The 17369-nt window shown below is 67.1% G+C and carries 17 protein-coding genes; 10 read left to right on the top strand and 7 right to left on the bottom strand.

Annotation, left to right across the window (positions count from 1 at the left end; genetic code table 11):
• Positions 1-72 precede the first annotated feature (72 nt).
• Together IDT60_RS15590 and IDT60_RS15585 are read left to right on the top strand one after the other, a co-directional pair.
• Complete coding sequence (locus tag IDT60_RS15590; protein ID WP_191081976.1) at positions 73-1950, top strand: dynamin family protein; 1878 nt, start codon at positions 73-75, stop codon at positions 1948-1950.
• Positions 1947-3440: a dynamin family protein gene (locus IDT60_RS15585; RefSeq protein WP_191079733.1), complete on the top strand. Its 1494-nt coding sequence runs from the start codon at positions 1947-1949 to the stop codon at positions 3438-3440. Before IDT60_RS15590 ends, IDT60_RS15585 begins: the two co-directional genes overlap by 4 nt.
• A gap of 23 nt (positions 3441-3463) precedes the next feature.
• On the opposite strand, the gene IDT60_RS15580 is transcribed toward IDT60_RS15585, so the two are convergent.
• Positions 3464-4060 carry a hypothetical protein gene (locus tag IDT60_RS15580; RefSeq protein ID WP_223883748.1) on the bottom strand — a complete coding sequence of 199 codons (597 nt, stop codon included), beginning with the start codon at positions 4058-4060 and terminating at the stop codon, positions 3464-3466.
• A gap of 5 nt (positions 4061-4065) precedes the next feature.
• The gene (locus IDT60_RS15575) at positions 4066-4467 is read right to left on the bottom strand and encodes a PLD nuclease N-terminal domain-containing protein (protein ID WP_191079732.1); all 402 of its coding nucleotides are present in this window, start codon (positions 4465-4467) and stop codon (positions 4066-4068) included.
• Positions 4468-4527: 60 nt separating this feature from the next.
• Between IDT60_RS15575 and IDT60_RS15570 the strand changes: the two genes are divergently transcribed.
• Positions 4528-4839 carry a DUF4229 domain-containing protein gene (locus IDT60_RS15570; protein WP_191079731.1) on the top strand — a complete coding sequence of 104 codons (312 nt, stop codon included), beginning with the start codon at positions 4528-4530 and terminating at the stop codon, positions 4837-4839.
• Here the strand turns inward: IDT60_RS15570 and IDT60_RS15565 are convergent.
• From IDT60_RS15565 to IDT60_RS15545, 5 genes are all read right to left on the bottom strand, one after another.
• Positions 4836-5717, bottom strand: coding sequence for a 1,4-dihydroxy-2-naphthoate polyprenyltransferase (locus IDT60_RS15565; protein ID WP_164205275.1), 882 nt, complete (start codon positions 5715-5717; stop codon positions 4836-4838). The two genes, IDT60_RS15570 and IDT60_RS15565, sit on opposite strands and share 4 nt — an antisense overlap.
• An 80-nt stretch (positions 5718-5797) precedes the next feature.
• The gene (locus IDT60_RS15560) at positions 5798-7009 is read right to left on the bottom strand and encodes an AMP-binding protein (protein ID WP_191079730.1); all 1212 of its coding nucleotides are present in this window, start codon (positions 7007-7009) and stop codon (positions 5798-5800) included.
• A 13-nt stretch (positions 7010-7022) separates the two neighbouring features.
• Positions 7023-7976, bottom strand: coding sequence for a 1,4-dihydroxy-2-naphthoyl-CoA synthase (locus tag IDT60_RS15555; protein ID WP_191079729.1), 954 nt, complete (start codon positions 7974-7976; stop codon positions 7023-7025).
• 21 nt (positions 7977-7997) lie between these two features.
• Positions 7998-8438 carry a VOC family protein gene (locus IDT60_RS15550; RefSeq protein ID WP_191079728.1) on the bottom strand — a complete coding sequence of 147 codons (441 nt, stop codon included), beginning with the start codon at positions 8436-8438 and terminating at the stop codon, positions 7998-8000.
• A gap of 67 nt (positions 8439-8505) precedes the next feature.
• Positions 8506-9267 (bottom strand): CPBP family intramembrane glutamic endopeptidase, encoded by a 762-nt coding sequence (locus IDT60_RS15545; protein WP_191079727.1) that lies wholly within the window; start codon positions 9265-9267, stop codon positions 8506-8508.
• A 145-nt stretch (positions 9268-9412) separates the two neighbouring features.
• Here IDT60_RS15545 and IDT60_RS15540 point away from each other — a divergent pair, with 145 nt between their 5' ends.
• The 7 genes from IDT60_RS15540 to IDT60_RS15510 all read left to right on the top strand — a co-directional run bounded on the left by IDT60_RS15540 (position 9413) and on the right by IDT60_RS15510 (position 17320).
• Positions 9413-10411, top strand: a complete 999-nt coding sequence (locus tag IDT60_RS15540) for a metal ABC transporter substrate-binding protein (protein WP_191079726.1) — start codon at positions 9413-9415, stop codon at positions 10409-10411.
• Positions 10408-11211: a metal ABC transporter ATP-binding protein gene (locus tag IDT60_RS15535; RefSeq protein ID WP_191079725.1), complete on the top strand. Its 804-nt coding sequence runs from the start codon at positions 10408-10410 to the stop codon at positions 11209-11211. The genes IDT60_RS15540 and IDT60_RS15535 overlap by 4 nt, the downstream gene beginning before the upstream one ends.
• A gap of 3 nt (positions 11212-11214) precedes the next feature.
• The gene (locus tag IDT60_RS15530; RefSeq protein WP_164205286.1) at positions 11215-12084 is read left to right on the top strand and encodes a metal ABC transporter permease; all 870 of its coding nucleotides are present in this window, start codon (positions 11215-11217) and stop codon (positions 12082-12084) included.
• A gap of 187 nt (positions 12085-12271) precedes the next feature.
• Entirely contained in the window at positions 12272-13948 is a 1677-nt protein-coding gene (locus IDT60_RS15525) for an ABC-F family ATP-binding cassette domain-containing protein (protein WP_191079724.1), read from the top strand.
• A gap of 161 nt (positions 13949-14109) precedes the next feature.
• Positions 14110-14457: a molybdopterin oxidoreductase gene (locus IDT60_RS15520; protein WP_164205290.1), complete on the top strand. Its 348-nt coding sequence runs from the start codon at positions 14110-14112 to the stop codon at positions 14455-14457.
• The gene (nirB, locus tag IDT60_RS15515; RefSeq protein WP_191079723.1) at positions 14457-16973 is read left to right on the top strand and encodes a nitrite reductase large subunit NirB; all 2517 of its coding nucleotides are present in this window, start codon (positions 14457-14459) and stop codon (positions 16971-16973) included. Before IDT60_RS15520 ends, nirB begins: the two co-directional genes overlap by 1 nt.
• Positions 16970-17320: a Rieske 2Fe-2S domain-containing protein gene (locus IDT60_RS15510; RefSeq protein WP_191079722.1), complete on the top strand. Its 351-nt coding sequence runs from the start codon at positions 16970-16972 to the stop codon at positions 17318-17320. Before nirB ends, IDT60_RS15510 begins: the two co-directional genes overlap by 4 nt.
• Positions 17321-17369: the final 49 nt, after the last annotated feature.

Below are 17369 nucleotides of genomic sequence, written 5' to 3'. Positions count from 1 at the left end.
CAACGATCAGGAGCTCCGGCAGCGGCGGCAGAATCTCCCGCCCCGCCCCAGCCAGCGGCGCCGGCGACCTCAGTGCAGCTGGTCAGGCTCGTTGAGCAGGCAATCGACATCGTCAGCGAGGGTGAGCGGGCCGACTTGCGGAAGCGCCTGGACCAGACCCTTTCACGGCTGAAGGATCCCAGCATCCGGGTGATAGTGGTGGGCGAGTTCAAGCAAGGCAAAAGCAAACTCATCAACGCTTTGGTCAACGCGCCGGTCTGCCCCGTCGACGACGATATTGCCACCTCGGTGCCCACGGTTGTCCGGCACGGCGATCCGGCGTCGGCTTCTGTCCTCCTGCCCCGGGCAGACAAGGACCCCGGTGACGACGAACCACTCGAACGGCTGCCGATCAACATCGCTGACCTGGCCGCCTATGTTTCCGAACGCGGGAATCCCGGCAACGCGAAGAAGCTGGTGGCCGCGGAAGTGTTCCTGCCCCGCAAAGTCCTGGCCGGCGGCCTGACGGTTGTTGATTCCCCCGGTGTCGGCGGCATGGGCTCCAGCCACACGCTGACCACCTTGACGGCATTGCCGACCGCAGACGCGATGCTGCTGGTATCGGATGCGTCCCAGGAATACACCGAGCCGGAAATAAGGTTCCTCCGGCAGGCAATGCGCATCACACCAAGCGTTGTCGGAGTGTTGTCCAAGACGGACCTTTACCCGGATTGGCGCCGCGTGGCTGAACTGGACCGCGGACACCTCGCCCAGGTGTCGGCCGACATCCCGCTGTTCCCCGTGTCCTCGGACCTTCGGCTCGAGGCCGCACGGCACCAGGATGCGGAACTGAACAATGAATCGGGCTTCCCCGGCCTCATCGGCCATCTGCGGAACGAAATCGTGGGGAAGGCCGAGCGGATCCAGCGGCGCTCCGTAAGCCAGGACCTGGTCTCCGTGACCGATAACCTCCGCCTGTCCCTGCAGGCGGAACTGGCGGCCCTGGAGAACCCGGCAGGGACGCCGGCCATGATCGCCGGCCTTGAAGCGGCGAAACTGGAGGCCGACGACCTCCGCAAACGCTCGGCACGGTGGCAGATCACCCTTAACGACGGTATCGGCGATTTGATAGCCGACATGGAATACGACCTGCGGGACCGCTTGCGGCGGATCCAGCGCGATGCGGAGAACGCCATTGATCAGGGCGATCCCGGCCCTACATGGACGGCGTTCACCAAATGGCTTGAAGAGTGCACCGCTGCCGCGATTTCGGACACCTTCGTCTGGACGAGCGAGCGCTCCCAGTGGCTGGCAACGCAGGTTGCCGAGCACTTCTCCGAGGACGAGGTAACACTTCCGGTGCTGCGCGTCTCCGATACCGGGGATGCCCTGGACCCCGTGGACGATATGCCCGGCCTCGACGACGGGCACATCAACCCGATGCAAAAAGTCCTTATCGGCATGCGGGGATCCTATGGCGGTGTCCTGATGTTCGGCCTCCTGACAGGGATCTTCGGCATGGCTTTGATCAATCCGCTGTCCGTCGGCGCGGGGCTGCTGCTGGGGCGCAAGGCCTACCGGGAGGACAAGGACGCCAGGCTCAAACGCCGGCAGTCAGAGGCCAAGGCCCTGGTCCGCCGCCAGTTGGACGATGTGGTCTTCCAGGTGGGAAAGCAGCTCAAGGACAGGCTGCGGATGGTCCAGCGGTCCACCCGTGACCACTTCACGGAAATCGCCGAGGAGCATCACCGCTCGCTCTCGGATTCGGTGTCGGCGGCGCAGAAGGCAGCCACGACGTACAAGCTTGAAAAGGACACGCGCATCCGGGACATCAAGGCCGAGCTCAAGCGGGTGGACACCTTGCAGCAGGCTGCCAGGGCCCTGGCGGAGAAGGAGCAGGCGCCTTCCAAGCCGGCACACGGGGCTGTTTCCGTACCGCGGCGGGCTCCGGCGGTGGTGGCAGCCGGATGAAGGTGACCACGGTCGCGGGAGTAGCGGACCTGATCCAGGAGGCGCTTGCCGCCTACCGCGATGACCCCGCTGCGGTGGAGGCTCTGGAAGGCTGGGCCGCAAGGTTGTCGGAGCCTCTGCGGATCGCCGTGGCCGGAATGGTGAAAGCCGGAAAATCAACCCTTCTCAACGCCATCATCGGGGAGGAGATCGCCCCCACGGACACCGGTGAATGCACCCGCATCGTCACCTGGTACCGGTTCGCCCACTCGCCCCGCATCATGCTCCATCCCGTTGCGGGCGAACCCCGCCCGCTTCCCCTGCGACGAAGCAACGGGCGCCTCGTCTTCGATCTCGGCAGGGACCGGGCGGAGGACGTGGAACGACTGGTGGTGGAATGGCCGTCGGAAAGCCTGCGGAACGTCACCCTGATCGACACCCCTGGCATCGCTTCCCTGTCCGGCGACGTTTCTGCCCGGTCCGTCAATTTCCTCACTCCTGCCGACTCGCCCTCCGAAGCGGACGCCATTGTGTACCTGATGCGGCATATGCATGCCGCCGATCTGCGGTTCCTGGAGTCCTTCAAGGACACCGAGGCCGGCCGTTCGGGAACAGTCAACGCCCTGGCGGTTTTGTCCCGGGCCGACGAAATCGGCGCCGGGCGGATCGATTCCCTGCTCTCGGCCGGAGAAATCGCAGAGCGGTACCGCCGGGACCCCGGCCTGCGCAAGCTGGCATTGGGGGTGGTCCCGGTGGCCGGTCTGCTGGCCCAGAGTGCCCGGAGCATGCGCCAGTCCGACTACGAGTCGCTGGCACTTCTCTCCACCTTGGACCGGGCGGAACGGGAGCGCCTGCTGCTCTCCGCGGACAGGTTTCTGCGGGCGGGCGTTCCGGACGGCCTCACCGCCGAGGCACGGAAGCAGCTGCTGGAGCGGTTCGGACTGTTCGGAATCCGGCTGGCCGTAGTCCTGATCCGGGCAGGCTTTACGGACCCCACGCCACTGGCCCACGAGCTGGCCAGGCGCAGCGGCCTGGACCCGCTGCTGGCCATGCTGGCGGGCCAGTTCCATGCACGCGCGGACGCACTCAAGGCCCGCACCGCCCTGGTGGGGGTGGAAACCCTGCTCCGCAACTCACCCCGGGACGGAACGGGGCACCTGGCCACAGCACTGGAACGGCTCCAGATCAACGCCCACGAGTTCAGGGAACTGGGCCTGCTGGCCACGCTGCGGACCACCGGGGTCACGCTGAAGCACGAACTGGCCGTGGAGGCCGAGCGGATCGTTGGCGGTGAGGGCGTGGCAGCCCATCTGAGGCTGGGCCTGGAGCCGGAGGCGTCGCGGGACGAGATCAGCGCGGAGGCCCACCGCGTCCTTCACCGGTGGCGGCTGCTGGCCGAGAATCCGCTGACGGACCGATCCGTACTGGATGTGTGCCGGGTAGTGGTGCGCAGCTGTGAGGGCATCCTGGCTGAGGCCGCCGGGGTGCACCTGCACAAGCAACCTGCCTGACAGCGGGCGCCCGCGACGGCCTGCTAGGGCCGGTTCCGCCGTGACTTAAACCAGCGGTGGGCCGAAGGCATCAGCAGTGCCAGGAGGCCGGCGAAGGCCAGGAGCACCTGGGCGGCCCAAAGGATAAGAACGTAACTGCCGGCGTCGCCCTCGGGAACGAGGAAGACTGCTGTCACGGCCATCACGCCCACCTGCCCGGCCAGGAGCAGGATCATGAGCCAGCGGGCCCACCCGCGGCGGCCGGAGACAGCCCCCAGCAGGGCCGCCTGGAGAAGGATCAACAGAAGCAGGGCACCGCCGCTGCCCCAAAAAACGATGGCCGTGGACGTGGTGAGGGCGGCGTCATCCCCGCCCGGCGCCATCTCGTCCACGACGGCGCGGAGCCGCTCCAGATGGGAATCCCGGGTGAGGAAAGAGCCCACCAGGACGGCAAGCCCGGCGACGAAACTGGACAGCCAAAGGGCCCGGCCCAGCCGTATGCTGCGCGGGGCCGGCGGAATCACCAGGATGGGAGCCGGTGCGGCGTAGGACAGGCCCGGCCGCGGCGGGGGAGGAGGGGGCGAAGCAGCCCCGGCGGGCGCAACTGGCAGTTGGGGGTTTCCGTCGGGGTGCTGTGGCATAGGTCCTACTTCACGTCGCCGGTGTCGTGGGTGTCTGCGTCTCCTGTGCTGTCCGGTCCGGCGCCGGCGGGACCGTCGTCGGCCTTCGCCTCCAGGTCATCCTTGAGTTTCTTGAGGCGGGCTGCTTCGGCCTGTTTCCGGCGGCGGACCTCCAGGTTCCGGAGGAAGTCGGGATCATCGTCCGGGGCGGTGGGGCCGCTGTAGGCGCGCCGGGCAGGAGGCGTGTTCCGGGGACGCCCCATCAGCAGCCAGAGGATGGCGCCGATCACGGGAAGCACGATCATGACGATGATCCATGCGGGCTTGGAGATCCCCCGGGTCAGGCGGGCGTCAGTACGGATCACGTCCACCAATCCATACACAAAGATGACGAGTACTGCCACGGCCAGAGCCACACGGAAGAGCATGCCATTAAGTCTATCGTCCGCAGGGGTTTGGCGTTCAGGCGGGGCGGCTAAACTTGGGTGGTGGCTTTCCTGAGATACTCCCTGATCCGGCTGGCGCTGTTTGCGCCGCTCTTCGTCTTGTTTATGTTCCTGCAGTTGGGGGCGTTGCTGTCTGTTGTCTGCGCGGCGCTGATTGCCTTCGCCGTCAGCTACCTGTTCTTCCAGAAGCAGCGCGACGAAGCTGCGGCCGCCCTGCATGACCGGTTCACCGGCAAGACAAAGCCGGGGCCCAACGCCGGTGAGGCCGCGGATGCCGCCGCCGAGGACCGCCTCACGGATGCCAGTACCGACGTCACCATCCGGAATACCACCCCGAAGACTCCCGACGCCTAGAAACCGTGGCTGAGTACCAGTCCCAGTGTGAACAGCAGGCTGTAGCCGAGGTTGATCAGGCCGGTCTGCTTGAGGACGGGGATCAGGCTCTTGCGCTTGCGGCCGTTGATCATCAGCCAGGCGGGCATCAGGCAGGCCGGGATGAGCAGCAGCACGATCAGGATCCATGGGCGCCCGGGTGCAAGGATCACCACCAGTAGGATGGCCACCGCGAGCATCAGCACGTAGCTTTCGCGGGCGTGTTTATCGCCCAGCCGCACGGCCAGGGTCTTCTTGCCCGCCTGGATATCCGTGGGGATATCGCGGACGTTGTTGGCCATCAGCAGGGCGCAGGCAATCAGGCCCGTGCCGATCGCGCCGATCACCGCCGACAGGCTGACCTGACCGGCCTGGGTGTAGGTGGTGCCGAGCGTGGCCACGAGGCCGAAGAAGACAAACACAAAAACGTCACCCAGGCCCATGTAGCCGTACGGGTTCTTGCCGCCGGTGTAGCCCCAGGCCGCCATCACACAGCCGATCCCCACCAGGATCAGCCACCAGCTCTGGGTGATCACCACCAGTGCCAGGCCAAACAGCATGGCCAGGGCGAACGTACCAAACGCCGCATACTTGACGTGCTCGGGTTTGGCAGCGCCGGAGCCCACCAGCCGCAGCGGTCCCACCCGGTCCTCGTCGGTGCCGCGGACGCCGTCGGAGTAGTCGTTGGCGTAGTTCACGCCGACCTGCAGGAGCAGCGCCACCAGGGCGGCCAGCACGGCGTTCACGGGGCGGAACGAATCCAGCTCGTAGGCTGCGGCGGTGCCGATCAGCACGGGGGCGATGGCGGCCGGCAAAGTGCGGAGGCGGGCGCCTTGGATCCATTGTGCGGCTGTGGCCACGGTGAGTACCTCGTGTTGGGTTGGGGGAAAACGGTGAAACGGTGTGCACCGGCTGCGGGGGCGGCCGGTGCAGCTCTACTCTACTTTCCCTGGTGCAGGGCGTTGAGCCGCTCGATCATGGCCAGGCGGTCCGGCTTGCCGTTGGGAAGCATCAGCAGCTCACTGGCGGTGAGGATTGTTTTCGGGGCCAGCAGTCCCAGCCGGGCGTGCCATCTCTGTTCAAGCACGACGGCGTGATCCCCGGCGCCGGAGGGGGCGTCGCCGGGGGGAGCTGCCAAAGCATCGGCGCCGGAGGCGCCGCCGGCCAGCGCAACATAGGCGGCCACGGCCTGGCCCCATTCCGCGGACGGGACACCGGCCACAAAAGCCGCTGCGACGCCGTCGGACTTTTCCAGCTCTTCCTGTACGTGCGCCGCGGAGACCTTGACGCCGCCGGTGATAATGACGTCGTCGGCGCGGCCCAGCACGGTGAGCCGGCCGTCCGCGTCCACGGAGCCCAGATCGTTCGTGCGGTACCAGCGCACGCCGTCTTCCTCATAAAACGTGTCAGTGCTTTCGGGCGCGTCGAGGTATCCGGCGGCCACGGTGTCGCCGCCCAGCAGGATCCGGCCGTCCTCGGCGATCCGGACCTCCACACCGGTCAGCGGCACGCCGTCGTAGACGCAGCCCCCGCAGGTTTCCGCCGAGCCGTAAGTGGTGATGATCCGCAGCCCGGCCTCGCGGGCGTCCTTCAGGAGCCCGGCCGACGCCGGTGCGCCGCCCAGCAGGATGCCGTCGAAACGCCGCAGGACAGCCAGGGTCTCCGGGGACGGGGCGTCCAGGAGGCGCTGCAGCTGGGTAGGCACCAGCGAGGTGAATCGGATGGGATCCGTGAGCTCCAGGGCGCCCGCCGTGAACGCTTCGGGCGTGAAACCGCCGGACATGTCCATGACCCACGGCCGTGTGCCGGCAAACAGCGAGCGCACCAGCACCTGAACGCCGGCCACGAACTGGACCGGAAGGGCAAGCAGCCACTGGCCTTCGCCCTGGAGTGCCAGCGCTGTGCCCATGGAGGACGCGGCCAGTGACTCGACGGTCAGGACGGTGGCCTTCGGCGCGCCGGTCGAGCCAGACGTGCGCACCACTGCCACGGCGTCGTCGCAGCCGGGGGTTTCGGTGTGCCCCACCACCAGTTCGCCGTCAGGGCTGATGGATAGTTCGACGGCGGGGCCCTCACCGCGGAGGGCGGCCGCCAGGGCGGTGAGCGCCGGTTCAATGTCCAGGGGGCCGATGTGCTGGCGTCCGATGTTCATGTGCCGTCCTGCCTTAGAAGTAATGGGGGAAGCGGGACCAGTCAGGGTCGCGTTTCTCCAGGAACGCTTCCTTCCCTTCCACGGCCTCGTCCGTCATATAGGCCAGGCGGGTGGCTTCGCCGGCGAAGACCTGCTGGCCTGCCAGGCCGTCGTCGGCGAGGTTGAAGGCGAATTTGAGCATGCGGATGGCCTGGGGTGACTGGCGGGCAATGTCCGCGGCGTATTCCAGGGCCACTTCCTCGAGCCGTTCGTGGTCCACGGCCTCGTTTACGGCGCCCATGCGGACCATGTCTTCGGCGGAGTACTCGCGGGCCAGGAAGAAGATCTCGCGGGCGGTCTTCTGGCCGATCTGGCGGGCCAGCAGTGCGGAGCCGTATCCGGCGTCGAAGCTTCCCACGGTGGCATCGGTCTGCTTGAACTTGCCGTGCTGGCGGGAGGCGATGGTGAGGTCGGAGACCACGTGCAGGGAGTGCCCGCCGCCGGCTGCCCAGCCGTTCACGACGGCGATGACCACCTTGGGCATGGTCCGCATCAGCCGCTGGACTTCCAGGATGTGGAGGCGGCCGGCGCGGGCGGGGTCGATGGTTTCCTTGGTCTCACCTTCCGCGTACCGGTAGCCGTCGCGGCCGCGGATCCGCTGGTCCCCGCCGGAGCAGAACGAGTGGCCGCCGTCCTTGGGGGAGGGGCCGTTGCCGGTGAGCAGGACGGTGGCGACGTCCGGGGTCATACGGGCGTGGTCCATGGCGCGGTAGAGCTCGTCCACGGTGCCGGGGCGGAACGCGTTGCGGACCTCGGGGCGGTTGAACGCGATCCGGACGGTGGGCAGGTCCCTGGTTACGGTGCCATCCCCGGAGCGCTCCACCTGCCGGTGGTACGTCATGTCCTGGAAGTCATCGAAGCCGGAGACGGTGCGCCAGCGGGTGGGGTCAAAGACGTCGGACACCTTGGCGGGAATTTGGTTGCTCACCGGACAAGTCTAGTAATCGGGTCAGCTGATGCAGAACTCGTTGCCTTCCGGGTCAGCCATGGTGTGCCACTCGTGCGGGCCCTCGTTCGCGGTCCAGAGGAAGGTGGCCCCGCGGGCTTCGAGTCGCTTCCGGACTTCTTCCTTGTCCCGCCCGTCCAGCCGCACGTCCCAGTGGACACGGTTCTTGACGGTCTTCCCTTCCGGGACTGCCTGGAACAGCACGCGGTGGGCGGGCGCTTGAGCCTCGAGTTCCTCCGGCGGCCGGATAGCCTGTCCTGTGCGCCAGACGAGTTTGCCGTTGTGGGTGAGGGTTTCCGCTTCCGTGGCGTAGCCCTGGCTGATCATGGACCGGATGAAGCCCTCGTCCTGAGGTTCCACAGCCCAGTCCAGGGTCTCCGCCCACCAGTCGGCGAGCTCGTGCGGGTTCTTGCTGTCCACCACAATCTGGATCTTCAGTCCCATCCCACCAACCTACGCGCGGCGGCTTGCTGATGGATAGGGGAGCCGGCCCCCTGTTGGGCCGGAACTGTTAAGGCTGGACCTGCTGGAGCTGCTCGAACAGCTCGGGCGGGATGGCGTAGATGAACACCACGGCCAGCAGGTTCTTCGCCGCGTGCACAAAGTAGGCGAACATAAGGTTCCTGCCGGTCCAGACATACACAAAGACCAGCGTGGCGCCCATGGCCAGGTACGGCAGCAGGGCGGGGAGCGTGATGGCTTCCTGGCCCACGATGTGGAGGGCGGCGAACAGCACCACGGACAGGCCGCAGCACAGCCAGATGTTCAGTTTGCGGCTGAGCTTGCCGATCAGCAGGTGCCGGAAGATGTACTCCTCCACAAAAGGGCCCACGATGACCACCACGGGCACCATGAGCCAGGCGGGGACCTGCTGCATAAGCTCCTGGAGTCCGGCCTGGTTGGCGGAGGTCTGCACGCCGCCGGCCGCGGTCACCACGATGGCGGTGAGGATCATCATGGCGATCACCGCGGTGGGGATCATCAGGAGCGTGAACCATGGCCGGGTGGCCAGCACCCGGAGGTCCCTGGCCATCACCCGGCGGGCGGCGATCACGGCCAGGATCCCGACGGACCCGTAGAACAACAGATTCACCCCGTACGACGCCGCGGCGGGGCTGGGTGCCAGCTGGCGCAGGAACGGGGCGAGCAGTTCACCGGCAACGGCGAAGAGTCCGGCCGCGGCGACGTACAGGGCCACGGTGGTGAAGTCGAGGGCCGAAAACCGGTAGAGCTCGGGCTGCGGAGCGGGTGGTCGCCGGTGGATTGTCGCCATGGGTTCAGCCTATCGCCCGCCCAACTAGGTAGCGCTAACTGTCGTTATGGGGCTCCAAAACGACAGTTAGCGCTACCTAGTTGGGCGAGGGAAGCGGGTGGCGTCACATTGCGGCCCCAGTTCGGCGTCCCGTAGAATATTCGGTATGCCTAACTTTCTGTTTCGGTGCGCCAAAGTAGCCGCCCGGACCTTCGCGCCCCAAGCGGCGAGGTTGCGCGCTGCAGGTGCTGCCGCCGTCGTCCTCCTCTCCCTGTCCCTTACAGCCTGCGGCGGCGATGCGTCGGGCAACGGCGACAGTGAGAAGCCCGTGGTGCTGACCACCTTTACGGTGCTGGCGGATGTGGCCCGGAACGTTGCGGGGGACAAGCTGACGGTGGAGTCCATCACCAAAGCAGGCGCCGAAATCCACGGCTACGAGCCAACCCCCGGCGATATCCGGAAGGCGTCCAAAGCCGACCTGATCCTGGACAACGGACTCAACCTTGAAGCGTGGTTTGCGCAGTTCGTGGAGGGTCTGGATGTGCCGCACGCCGTGGTCAGCGACGGTGTGGCGGTCATGGACATCAGCGAGGACTCCTACCAGGGCAAGCCGAACCCGCACGCGTGGATGTCCCCGGTGAACGTGCAGATCTATGTGGACAACATGGTCAAGGCATTCAGCGGGCTGGACCCGGAGAACGCGGCGGCTTTCAAGGCCAACGGTGACGCGTACAAGGCCGAGCTGCAGGCTGTGCAGGACGAGATGACAGCCAGCCTGGCCGGCGTCCCGGAGAAACAGCGTGCCCTGGTGACCTGCGAAGGCGCGTTCTCCTACCTGGCCCGCGACGCCGGCCTCCGCGAGGTCTATATCTGGGCCGTCAACGCCGAGCAGCAGACCACGCCGCAGCAGATCACCCGCGCCATCGAGTACGTCAAGGCGAACCAGGTCCCGGCTGTCTTCTGCGAATCCACCGTGTCAGACGCCCCCATGCAGCAGGTGGTCGGGGCAACCGGGACGACGTTCGGCGGCATCCTCTACGTCGACTCGTTATCCGAGGCGGACGGCCCCGTCCCCACCTACCTGGATCTGATCAGGCACGACGCCGACCTCATCACCAAGGCGCTCACCGGCACCGCAGCAGCTTCAGCCCGGGCAACGTCATGAACGCCCCGGCCATCCTCGTTGAAAACGTCACCGTCCACTACGGCGAGGTCCTGGCGCTCGATTCCGCCTCGCTCACCCTGGACGCCGCCCGGATCTGCGGCCTGATCGGCATGAACGGGTCCGGGAAATCCACCCTGTTCAAGGTGATCATGGGCATGATCAAGCCCGACGCCGGCCGCGTCCTGATCGGCGGACAGTCACCCGCCAGGGCACGCAAGGCAGGCGGGATCGGCTACGTGCCGCAGAGCGAGGATGTGGACTGGCAGTTCCCGCTGTCCGTCCGCGATGTGGTGATGATGGGCCGCTACGGGCACCAGGGATTCACCCGCCGCCCCTCCAAGGCAGACCGCGCCGCCGTGGACGAAGCACTGGACCGGGTGGAACTGTCCGAGTACGCCGGACGCCAGATCGGCCAGTTGTCCGGCGGCCAGAAGAAGCGGGCATTTGTGGCCCGCGGCATCGCCCAGGGCGCCACCATGATGCTCCTGGACGAGCCGTTCGCCGGCGTCGACAAACGATCCGAAGCCACCATCACCCGGCTGCTGCGCGAACTCGCCTCCGACGGCTGCACCATCCTGGTCTCCACCCATGACCTGCACGCCCTTCCCGAACTGTGCGACGAAGCCGTGCTCCTGATGCGCCGGGTCCTGATGCACGGCGCCCCCGAGCTGGTCCTGCAGCCGGAAAACCTGGCCATGGCGTTCGGCCTGGACGTGCTGAACCGGGACCTTCCGGAGGAGCCTGGCCGCAAACACCCCACAGCACGCGCCACGGCAGCCGGTACCGAGAGCAGGAGCTGAGCCATGGAACTGCTCCTGGAGCCATTGAGCTACGACTTCATGGTCCGTGCCATCATCACCACCGCCCTCGCCGCCATCGTCTGTGCCGTGCTCAGCTGCTGGCTGGTCCTGATCGGCTGGTCGCTGATGGGTGACGCCGTATCGCACGCTGTGCTGCCCGGCGTCGTTCTCGCCTATATTGTGGGGGCGCCGTTCGCAGTCGGCGCGCTGGTGTTCGCGCTGATCGCCGTGACGCTGATCGGGGTGGTGCGCAACACCAGCCGGGTCAAGGAGGACGCCGCGATCGGCATCGTGTTCACCTCGCTGTTTGCCCTGGGCCTGGTTCTCATCTCCGTCACACCCAGCCAGACAGACCTGAATCACATCATCTTCGGCAACCTCCTGGGAGTCAGCATCCCGGACCTCATCCAGGTGCTGGTCCTCGGCGTTGTTGCCTTCGCCATCCTGATCCTGAAGCGCCGTGACCTGACGCTCTACGCCTTTGACCCCACGCATGCCCACGCGATCGGCCTCTCGCCGAAGCGGCTGGGGGCGCTGCTCCTGGGGCTGCTCGCGCTGACGTCCGTGGTGGCGCTGCAGACCGTGGGCGTGGTGCTGGTGGTGGCCATGCTCATCATTCCGGGTGCCACGGCCTACCTGCTGACCGACCGCTTCTCCCGCATGCTGGTGATCGCCCCGGCGGTCTCGGCCACCTGCTCCATCGCCGGCATCTACTTCAGTTACTACCTGGACACAGCCTCCGGCGCGATGGTGGTGCTCACGCAGGGAGCCGTGTTCGCCGTCGTCTATCTCTTCAGCCCGCGGCAGGGGCTGATCGGAACCCGGCTGGCGAAGGCCCGCCGCAAGAAGGCAGCCGCGCTTCAGGCCGCGTAATCCCGCACAGGGGTCCCGATTATTGACTGACGGACCGCCGCACGGCAGGCTGGACCGATGAAGTCCTAAGCAGCGGACCGGCCAGGCCGGACCGTTCCCCCGAAACCCAAGGCCGTCGTCGAGCACCCCCTGAACAATTCCGGTTCAGCTCCGGCGGCCACACTGCGGAAAAATACAAGGACTTCCCGTGACCGAACATCTCAAGCTTTCAGGCGTCTCCCACGGCTACGGCGACCGCCAGCTGCTGGCTGCCATCACCCTGGTCATCACGGCCGGGGAACATGTGGCCATTGTGGGCGAAAACGGCGCCGGTAAATCAACCCTGCTCCGGATTATGGCCGGCCTCGAAACGCCCGACGAAGGCTCCGTCACCAGTGATGGCCGGGTGGGCTACCTCTCGCAGGCCCACGGCCTGCCGGAAGACTTCACCGTGGGCGCCGCCATCGACGCTTCCCTGGCCTCGCTAAGGGCTCTCGAGGCTGAGCTTGACCGGCTGGAGGCAGGCCTGGCCGAGGCCGAGGACGACGACCTGGAAACGTACGGCAGGCTCCAGACCGAGTACCAGCTGCGCGAAGGCTACGCCGCGGAATCACGGGTGGAGGCCGCGCTGGACCGGCTGGGCCTGGGCGGCCTGGACCGGACCCGGACCCTGGGCTCACTTTCCGGCGGCGAACAGGAACGTGTAGCCCTGGCCTGCGTGCTGGCCGATCCGGCGGACATCCTGCTCCTGGACGAACCCACCAACCACCTGGACGCGCGGGGAACGGCGTGGCTGGAGGACCGGCTGGCCGCCCACCGCGGCACGGTAGTGGTGGTCTCCCACGACCGTGTGCTCCTCCGTAAGGTTGCCGGCACGATTATCGAGGTGGACGCCGAGCGTCTCGCAGTGGCCCGCTTCGGCAACGGGTATGACGGCTACCTCCGCGAGAAGGCCGCCGAGCGTCAGCGCTGGGTCCAGGAGTACCACCAATGGATCGACGCGATGGACGCCGAACAGCGGCAGGCCGACACCGTGGCCGGAAAAATGGGCTACGCCCGCAAACGCGACGGCGACAAGATGGGCTTCGACTTCAAGGCCGGGACCTGGCAGAAGGCGGCCACCAGCAAGGTCCGCAATGCCCAGGAACGGCTCCGCCGGCTTGAGGCGAGCCCGGTGGACCGCCCGCCGGTTCCGCTGCGGCTGAACGCGGACCTGGCCGTGGACACGGAAACCGCCCCTGGCCTGGATGAGCCCTCAGCGGTCCTCTCCGTCCGTGGCGTGAGCGTTCCGGGCCGCCTGCGCCCTACGGATTTCGAAGCCTGGACCGGCGACAAGATCCTCATCACCGGTCCCAACGGCGCCGGCAAGTCCACGCTGCTTTCCGTACTGGCCGGCACCCTGGAGCCGGCCGGGGGGAGCGTGAGCCGCCCGGCACGCGTCGGCTATCTGCAGCAGGAACTCGAACTGCCGGAACGGCCCTCACTGCGGCTGCTGCCGGCCTTCGTGGCGGGACTGGGCGGCAATATCGATGAGCACGCCGAGGCCCTCCTCCGCCTAGGCCTGTTCCGCACCAGCGAGTTCCACGTGCCGGTGGGCAGCCTGTCAGCAGGCCAGCAGCGCCGGCTCGCCCTCGCCCGCCTGCTGCTGGGCGGCTACAGCACCCTGATCGTGGACGAGCCCACCAACCACCTGGCGCCCGTGCTGGTGGAGCAGCTCGAGGAGGCGCTCGCGGACTTCACCGGGACTCTCGTGATGGTCAGCCACGACCGCGCCCTCCGGGATTGGTTTGCCCGCTGCGCGAAGAAGAGCGAAAAGTCGCGGACGGACGAGGCCGGCCGCTGGATCCGGTACTCGATGGACAGCGGGGTGCTGGCCGGGGCCTGAGCGCCCGCGCACTGCGCTGCGCCGGCCCGCGCCCGCGCACCGCGCCCCCGAAACGGTGAGTTTTGCGCAAACGAAAAGTTACCGGCGGACCGGCGGACGGAAACATCGGCGGCGGAAGATGGGCTCATGCCAGTCTTCCCGCCGGCCGAAAGGATCTGTCCATGATCACCAAGAACCTTTTCCTGCAGGGCATCTTCCCGTTCGAGGGCGCGGGGTTGGAGAAACCCGGCCTGATCCACAGCGAACTGTCGCATTACGTCCCGGACGGGGTCATCAACCAGACGCTCTACTTCCGCGGCGGCAATTCCAGCGCTGAGCTCATCACGGTGGTGCTGATGCGGAACGGCGTGCCCATGCGCTATTTTCCCATCGGCGCCAAGAGCGAGGTCCACGTGCCGCTGCGCGTGGTGGAGGACATCGACGGCGGCTCGGTGGTGGAGCTCCATGTCGCGGCACCGGACGGCGTGGCGGGATTCGTTGTGGTGGACCTGGGCATGGTGGAGCACTGATGACCAGCGTGCTGGAGCGGCCGCACGGCAGGCACCCGGGCGGCGCGCCCCGCCGTCGGCTGGTGGTGGTGGGCAACGGGATGGCCGGTGCCCGCGCCGTGGAGGAGATCCTTGCCCGCGGAGGCGCGGACCAGTTCACCATCACCATGTTCGGCGACGAGCCCTACGGCAACTACAACCGGATCATGCTCAGCCATGTCCTCTCCGGTGAGGAAAGTGATGCCGACATCTTCCTCAACGCGCTGTCCTGGTACAACGAGAACAGCATCACGCTGCACGCCGGGGTCCGCGTTGACCGGATCGACAAGGCCACCAAGCACGTGTTCTCCAACGACGGCCGCGTCACGCCGTACGACACCCTCATTATTGCCACCGGCAGCCGCTCCCACATGCCGCCGATGGACGGGCTGTACACTCCCGGCGGGTCCGTGAAACACGGGATTTTCGGCTTCCGCACCATCGATGACACGCGCAAGATGGTCCAGCACGCCCAGCAGGATCACCACCGCCGGGCGGTGGTGATCGGCGGCGGCCTCCTGGGCCTGGAAGCCGCTTATGGGCTGAAAAGCCATGGCATCGCCGTGGAAGTGGTGCACTCCGGCGGGCACCTCATGAATGCGCAGATGGGGCCCGACGGCGGCGCGGTGCTGCGGAGGAGCGTGGAGGCGCTGGGCATCGGGGTGCATACGTCCAGCCGCACCACTGCCGTCCTCGGCACCGACAGCGTCATAGGGGTCAGCCTCCGGGACCGGGAGGACATCGCGTGCGACATGGTGGTGGTGGCCGCCGGGATCCGGCCGAACGTGGACCTGGCCGTGCTGAGCGGGCTGCCGGTGGAACGGGCCATCGTGGTGGATGACCGGCTGATGGTCCAGGACGAGGACGATATCTTTGCGGTGGGGGAATGCGTCCAGCACCGCGGGGAAGTCTACGGACTGGTGGCGCCGCTGTGGGAACAGGCCGTGGTGCTCGCCAACCACGTGACCGGCGCCGATACGTCGTCGGCCTACCTCGGCTCCCGGACAGCCACCAAGCTCAAGGTCGCCGGCGTCGACGTCGCCTCCATGGGGCTCCACGGACCGGAACTCGACACGGACGAGCACATCGTCTTCTCCGAGCCCAGCCGCGGCATCTTCAAGTCCATCGTCGTCCGCGACAACAAAATGGTGGGCGCAACGCTGCTGGGCGACAGCCGGAAAGTGGCCTACCTGACGCAGGCGTATGACCGCGGGCTGCCGCTGCCGGAGGAGCGGATCGCGCTCCTGTTCGACGTCGGCGGGCCCGGTGAGGAGGCCGGCGTGGCCGAGCTCGACGACGGCGCCCAGGTCTGCAACTGCAACGGCGTCTCGAAAGGGGCGCTCGTGGCCGCCGTGAAGGGCGGCTGCGCGACGGTTTCGGGCGCGATGGACGCCACCCGCGCCGGCAAGGGCTGCGGTTCGTGCAAGCTCCTGGTAAAGCAGGTGGTGGAGTGGGCGGCCGACGGCGCCGTGGAGGAGGACCCGGCCGCCAGTTATTACGTGCCCGGGATCCCGCTGGACAAGCCGGCGCTCATGGCCGCCATCCGGAAGCAGGGGCTGCGGTCCGTGTCCCAGGTGTTCGCGGCGTTGGCTCCCGGCAGTGCCGAGGACGCCAAGTCGAAGATGGGCCTGGCCTCGCTGCTGAAAATGATGCTCGCGGACCGGTACATCGACGAACGCGACGCCCGGTTCATCAATGACCGTGTCCACGCCAATATCCAGCGCGACGGCACGTTCTCCGTGGTGCCGCAGATGAAGGGCGGCGTGACGTCCGTGCAGCAGCTGCGCCGCATCGCCGACGTCGCCGAGAAGCACAAGGTGCCGCTGATCAAGCTGACCGGCGGGCAGCGGATCGACCTGCTGGGGATCCCCAAGGAGGACCTCCCGCAGGTCTGGGCGGACCTGGACATGCCCTCCGGTTACGCCTACGGCAAGAGCTTCCGCACCGTCAAGACCTGCGTGGGCAAGGACTTCTGCCGGTACGGCACGGGCGATTCCACCAAGCTGGGCATCGAGATCGAGTCCCGGTTCCAGGGGATCGAGTCGCCGGCCAAACTGAAGCTGGCCGTGTCCGGCTGCCCGCGGAACTGTGCGGAGTCGCTGGTCAAGGACGTGGGCGTGGTGGCCGTGGAAGGCGGCCGCTGGGAGCTTTACGTCGGGGGAGCGGCGGGAGCCCACATCCGCAAGGGCGACCTCCTGGCCACCGTGGACGATCCAGAGGAGGTCAAGCTCCTGACCGGACGGTTTATGCAGTACTACCGCGAGCAGGCCAACTGGCTGGAGCGGACCTACGCCTTTGTGCCGCGGGTAGGCATTGAGCACCTCCGCGCGGTGATTGTGGAGGATTCCGAAGGCATCGCCGCCGCTCTCGACGCCGCCATGCAGGCATCCGTGGACAGCTACGTGGATCCCTGGAGCGAGCGCCACGATCCGCTGACGCCCGGCCAGTTCCGCACAGCGTTGCCGCTCACGGTCCTGCCCCAGGTGCCGGTCCGATGAGCGGCCCTTCAAGCGTCCATACCCACAACCTGGGCCCGGTGGACCAGATCCCCGTCGGCGAGGGGCGTGCGTTCGGCGTTGACGGGGAGCAGGTGGCGGTCTTCCGGCTCCGTGACGGGTCCCTGCGGGCACTTTCAGCCGTGTGTCCCCACCGCGGCGGACCCATTGCGGACGGCACCATCGACCGGCAGGTTGTGATGTGCCCGCTCCACCAGCACGCTTTCGAGCTGGATACCGGCTGCTCCACAACCGGTGCCGAACCACTCACCGCCTATGGGGTGCAGGCGGATCCTGCGCGAAATATTATTCTGCAATGCGGGGAAGCGGCTCGCAGTTCTTCAGCTTAATTGCCGCTGAATGTAGTCCGCGTCACTCGCTGCGGTGCGGGTCTTGTAG

The sequence above is a fragment of the Pseudarthrobacter sp. BIM B-2242 genome (assembly GCF_014764445.1).
In the GTDB taxonomy this organism is placed as follows: Bacteria; Actinomycetota; Actinomycetes; order Actinomycetales; family Micrococcaceae; genus Arthrobacter; species Arthrobacter luteus_A.
Note: the sequence above shows the minus strand (reverse complement) of the source record. Positions and strands in the feature narration are given on the sequence as shown.

Bases quoted from the DNA above. Each gene is read 5' to 3' on its own strand.
- IDT60_RS15585 (WP_191079733.1), top strand. From the start codon at position 1,947: ATGAAGGTGACCACGGTCGCGGGAGTAGCGGACCTGATCCAGGAGGCG.
- IDT60_RS15580 (WP_223883748.1), bottom strand. From the start codon at position 4,060: ATGCCACAGCACCCCGACGGAAACCCCCAACTGCCAGTTGCGCCCGCC.
- IDT60_RS15575 (WP_191079732.1), bottom strand. From the start codon at position 4,467: ATGCTCTTCCGTGTGGCTCTGGCCGTGGCAGTACTCGTCATCTTTGTG.
- IDT60_RS15560 (WP_191079730.1), bottom strand. From the start codon at position 7,009: ATGAACATCGGACGCCAGCACATCGGCCCCCTGGACATTGAACCGGCG.
- IDT60_RS15550 (WP_191079728.1), bottom strand. From the start codon at position 8,438: ATGGGACTGAAGATCCAGATTGTGGTGGACAGCAAGAACCCGCACGAG.
- IDT60_RS15545 (WP_191079727.1), bottom strand. From the start codon at position 9,267: ATGGCGACAATCCACCGGCGACCACCCGCTCCGCAGCCCGAGCTCTAC.
- IDT60_RS15540 (WP_191079726.1), top strand. From the start codon at position 9,413: ATGCCTAACTTTCTGTTTCGGTGCGCCAAAGTAGCCGCCCGGACCTTC.
- IDT60_RS15535 (WP_191079725.1), top strand. From the start codon at position 10,408: ATGAACGCCCCGGCCATCCTCGTTGAAAACGTCACCGTCCACTACGGC.
- IDT60_RS15530 (WP_164205286.1), top strand. From the start codon at position 11,215: ATGGAACTGCTCCTGGAGCCATTGAGCTACGACTTCATGGTCCGTGCC.
- IDT60_RS15520 (WP_164205290.1), top strand. From the start codon at position 14,110: ATGATCACCAAGAACCTTTTCCTGCAGGGCATCTTCCCGTTCGAGGGC.
- nirB (WP_191079723.1), top strand. From the start codon at position 14,457: ATGACCAGCGTGCTGGAGCGGCCGCACGGCAGGCACCCGGGCGGCGCG.
- IDT60_RS15510 (WP_191079722.1), top strand. From the start codon at position 16,970: ATGAGCGGCCCTTCAAGCGTCCATACCCACAACCTGGGCCCGGTGGAC.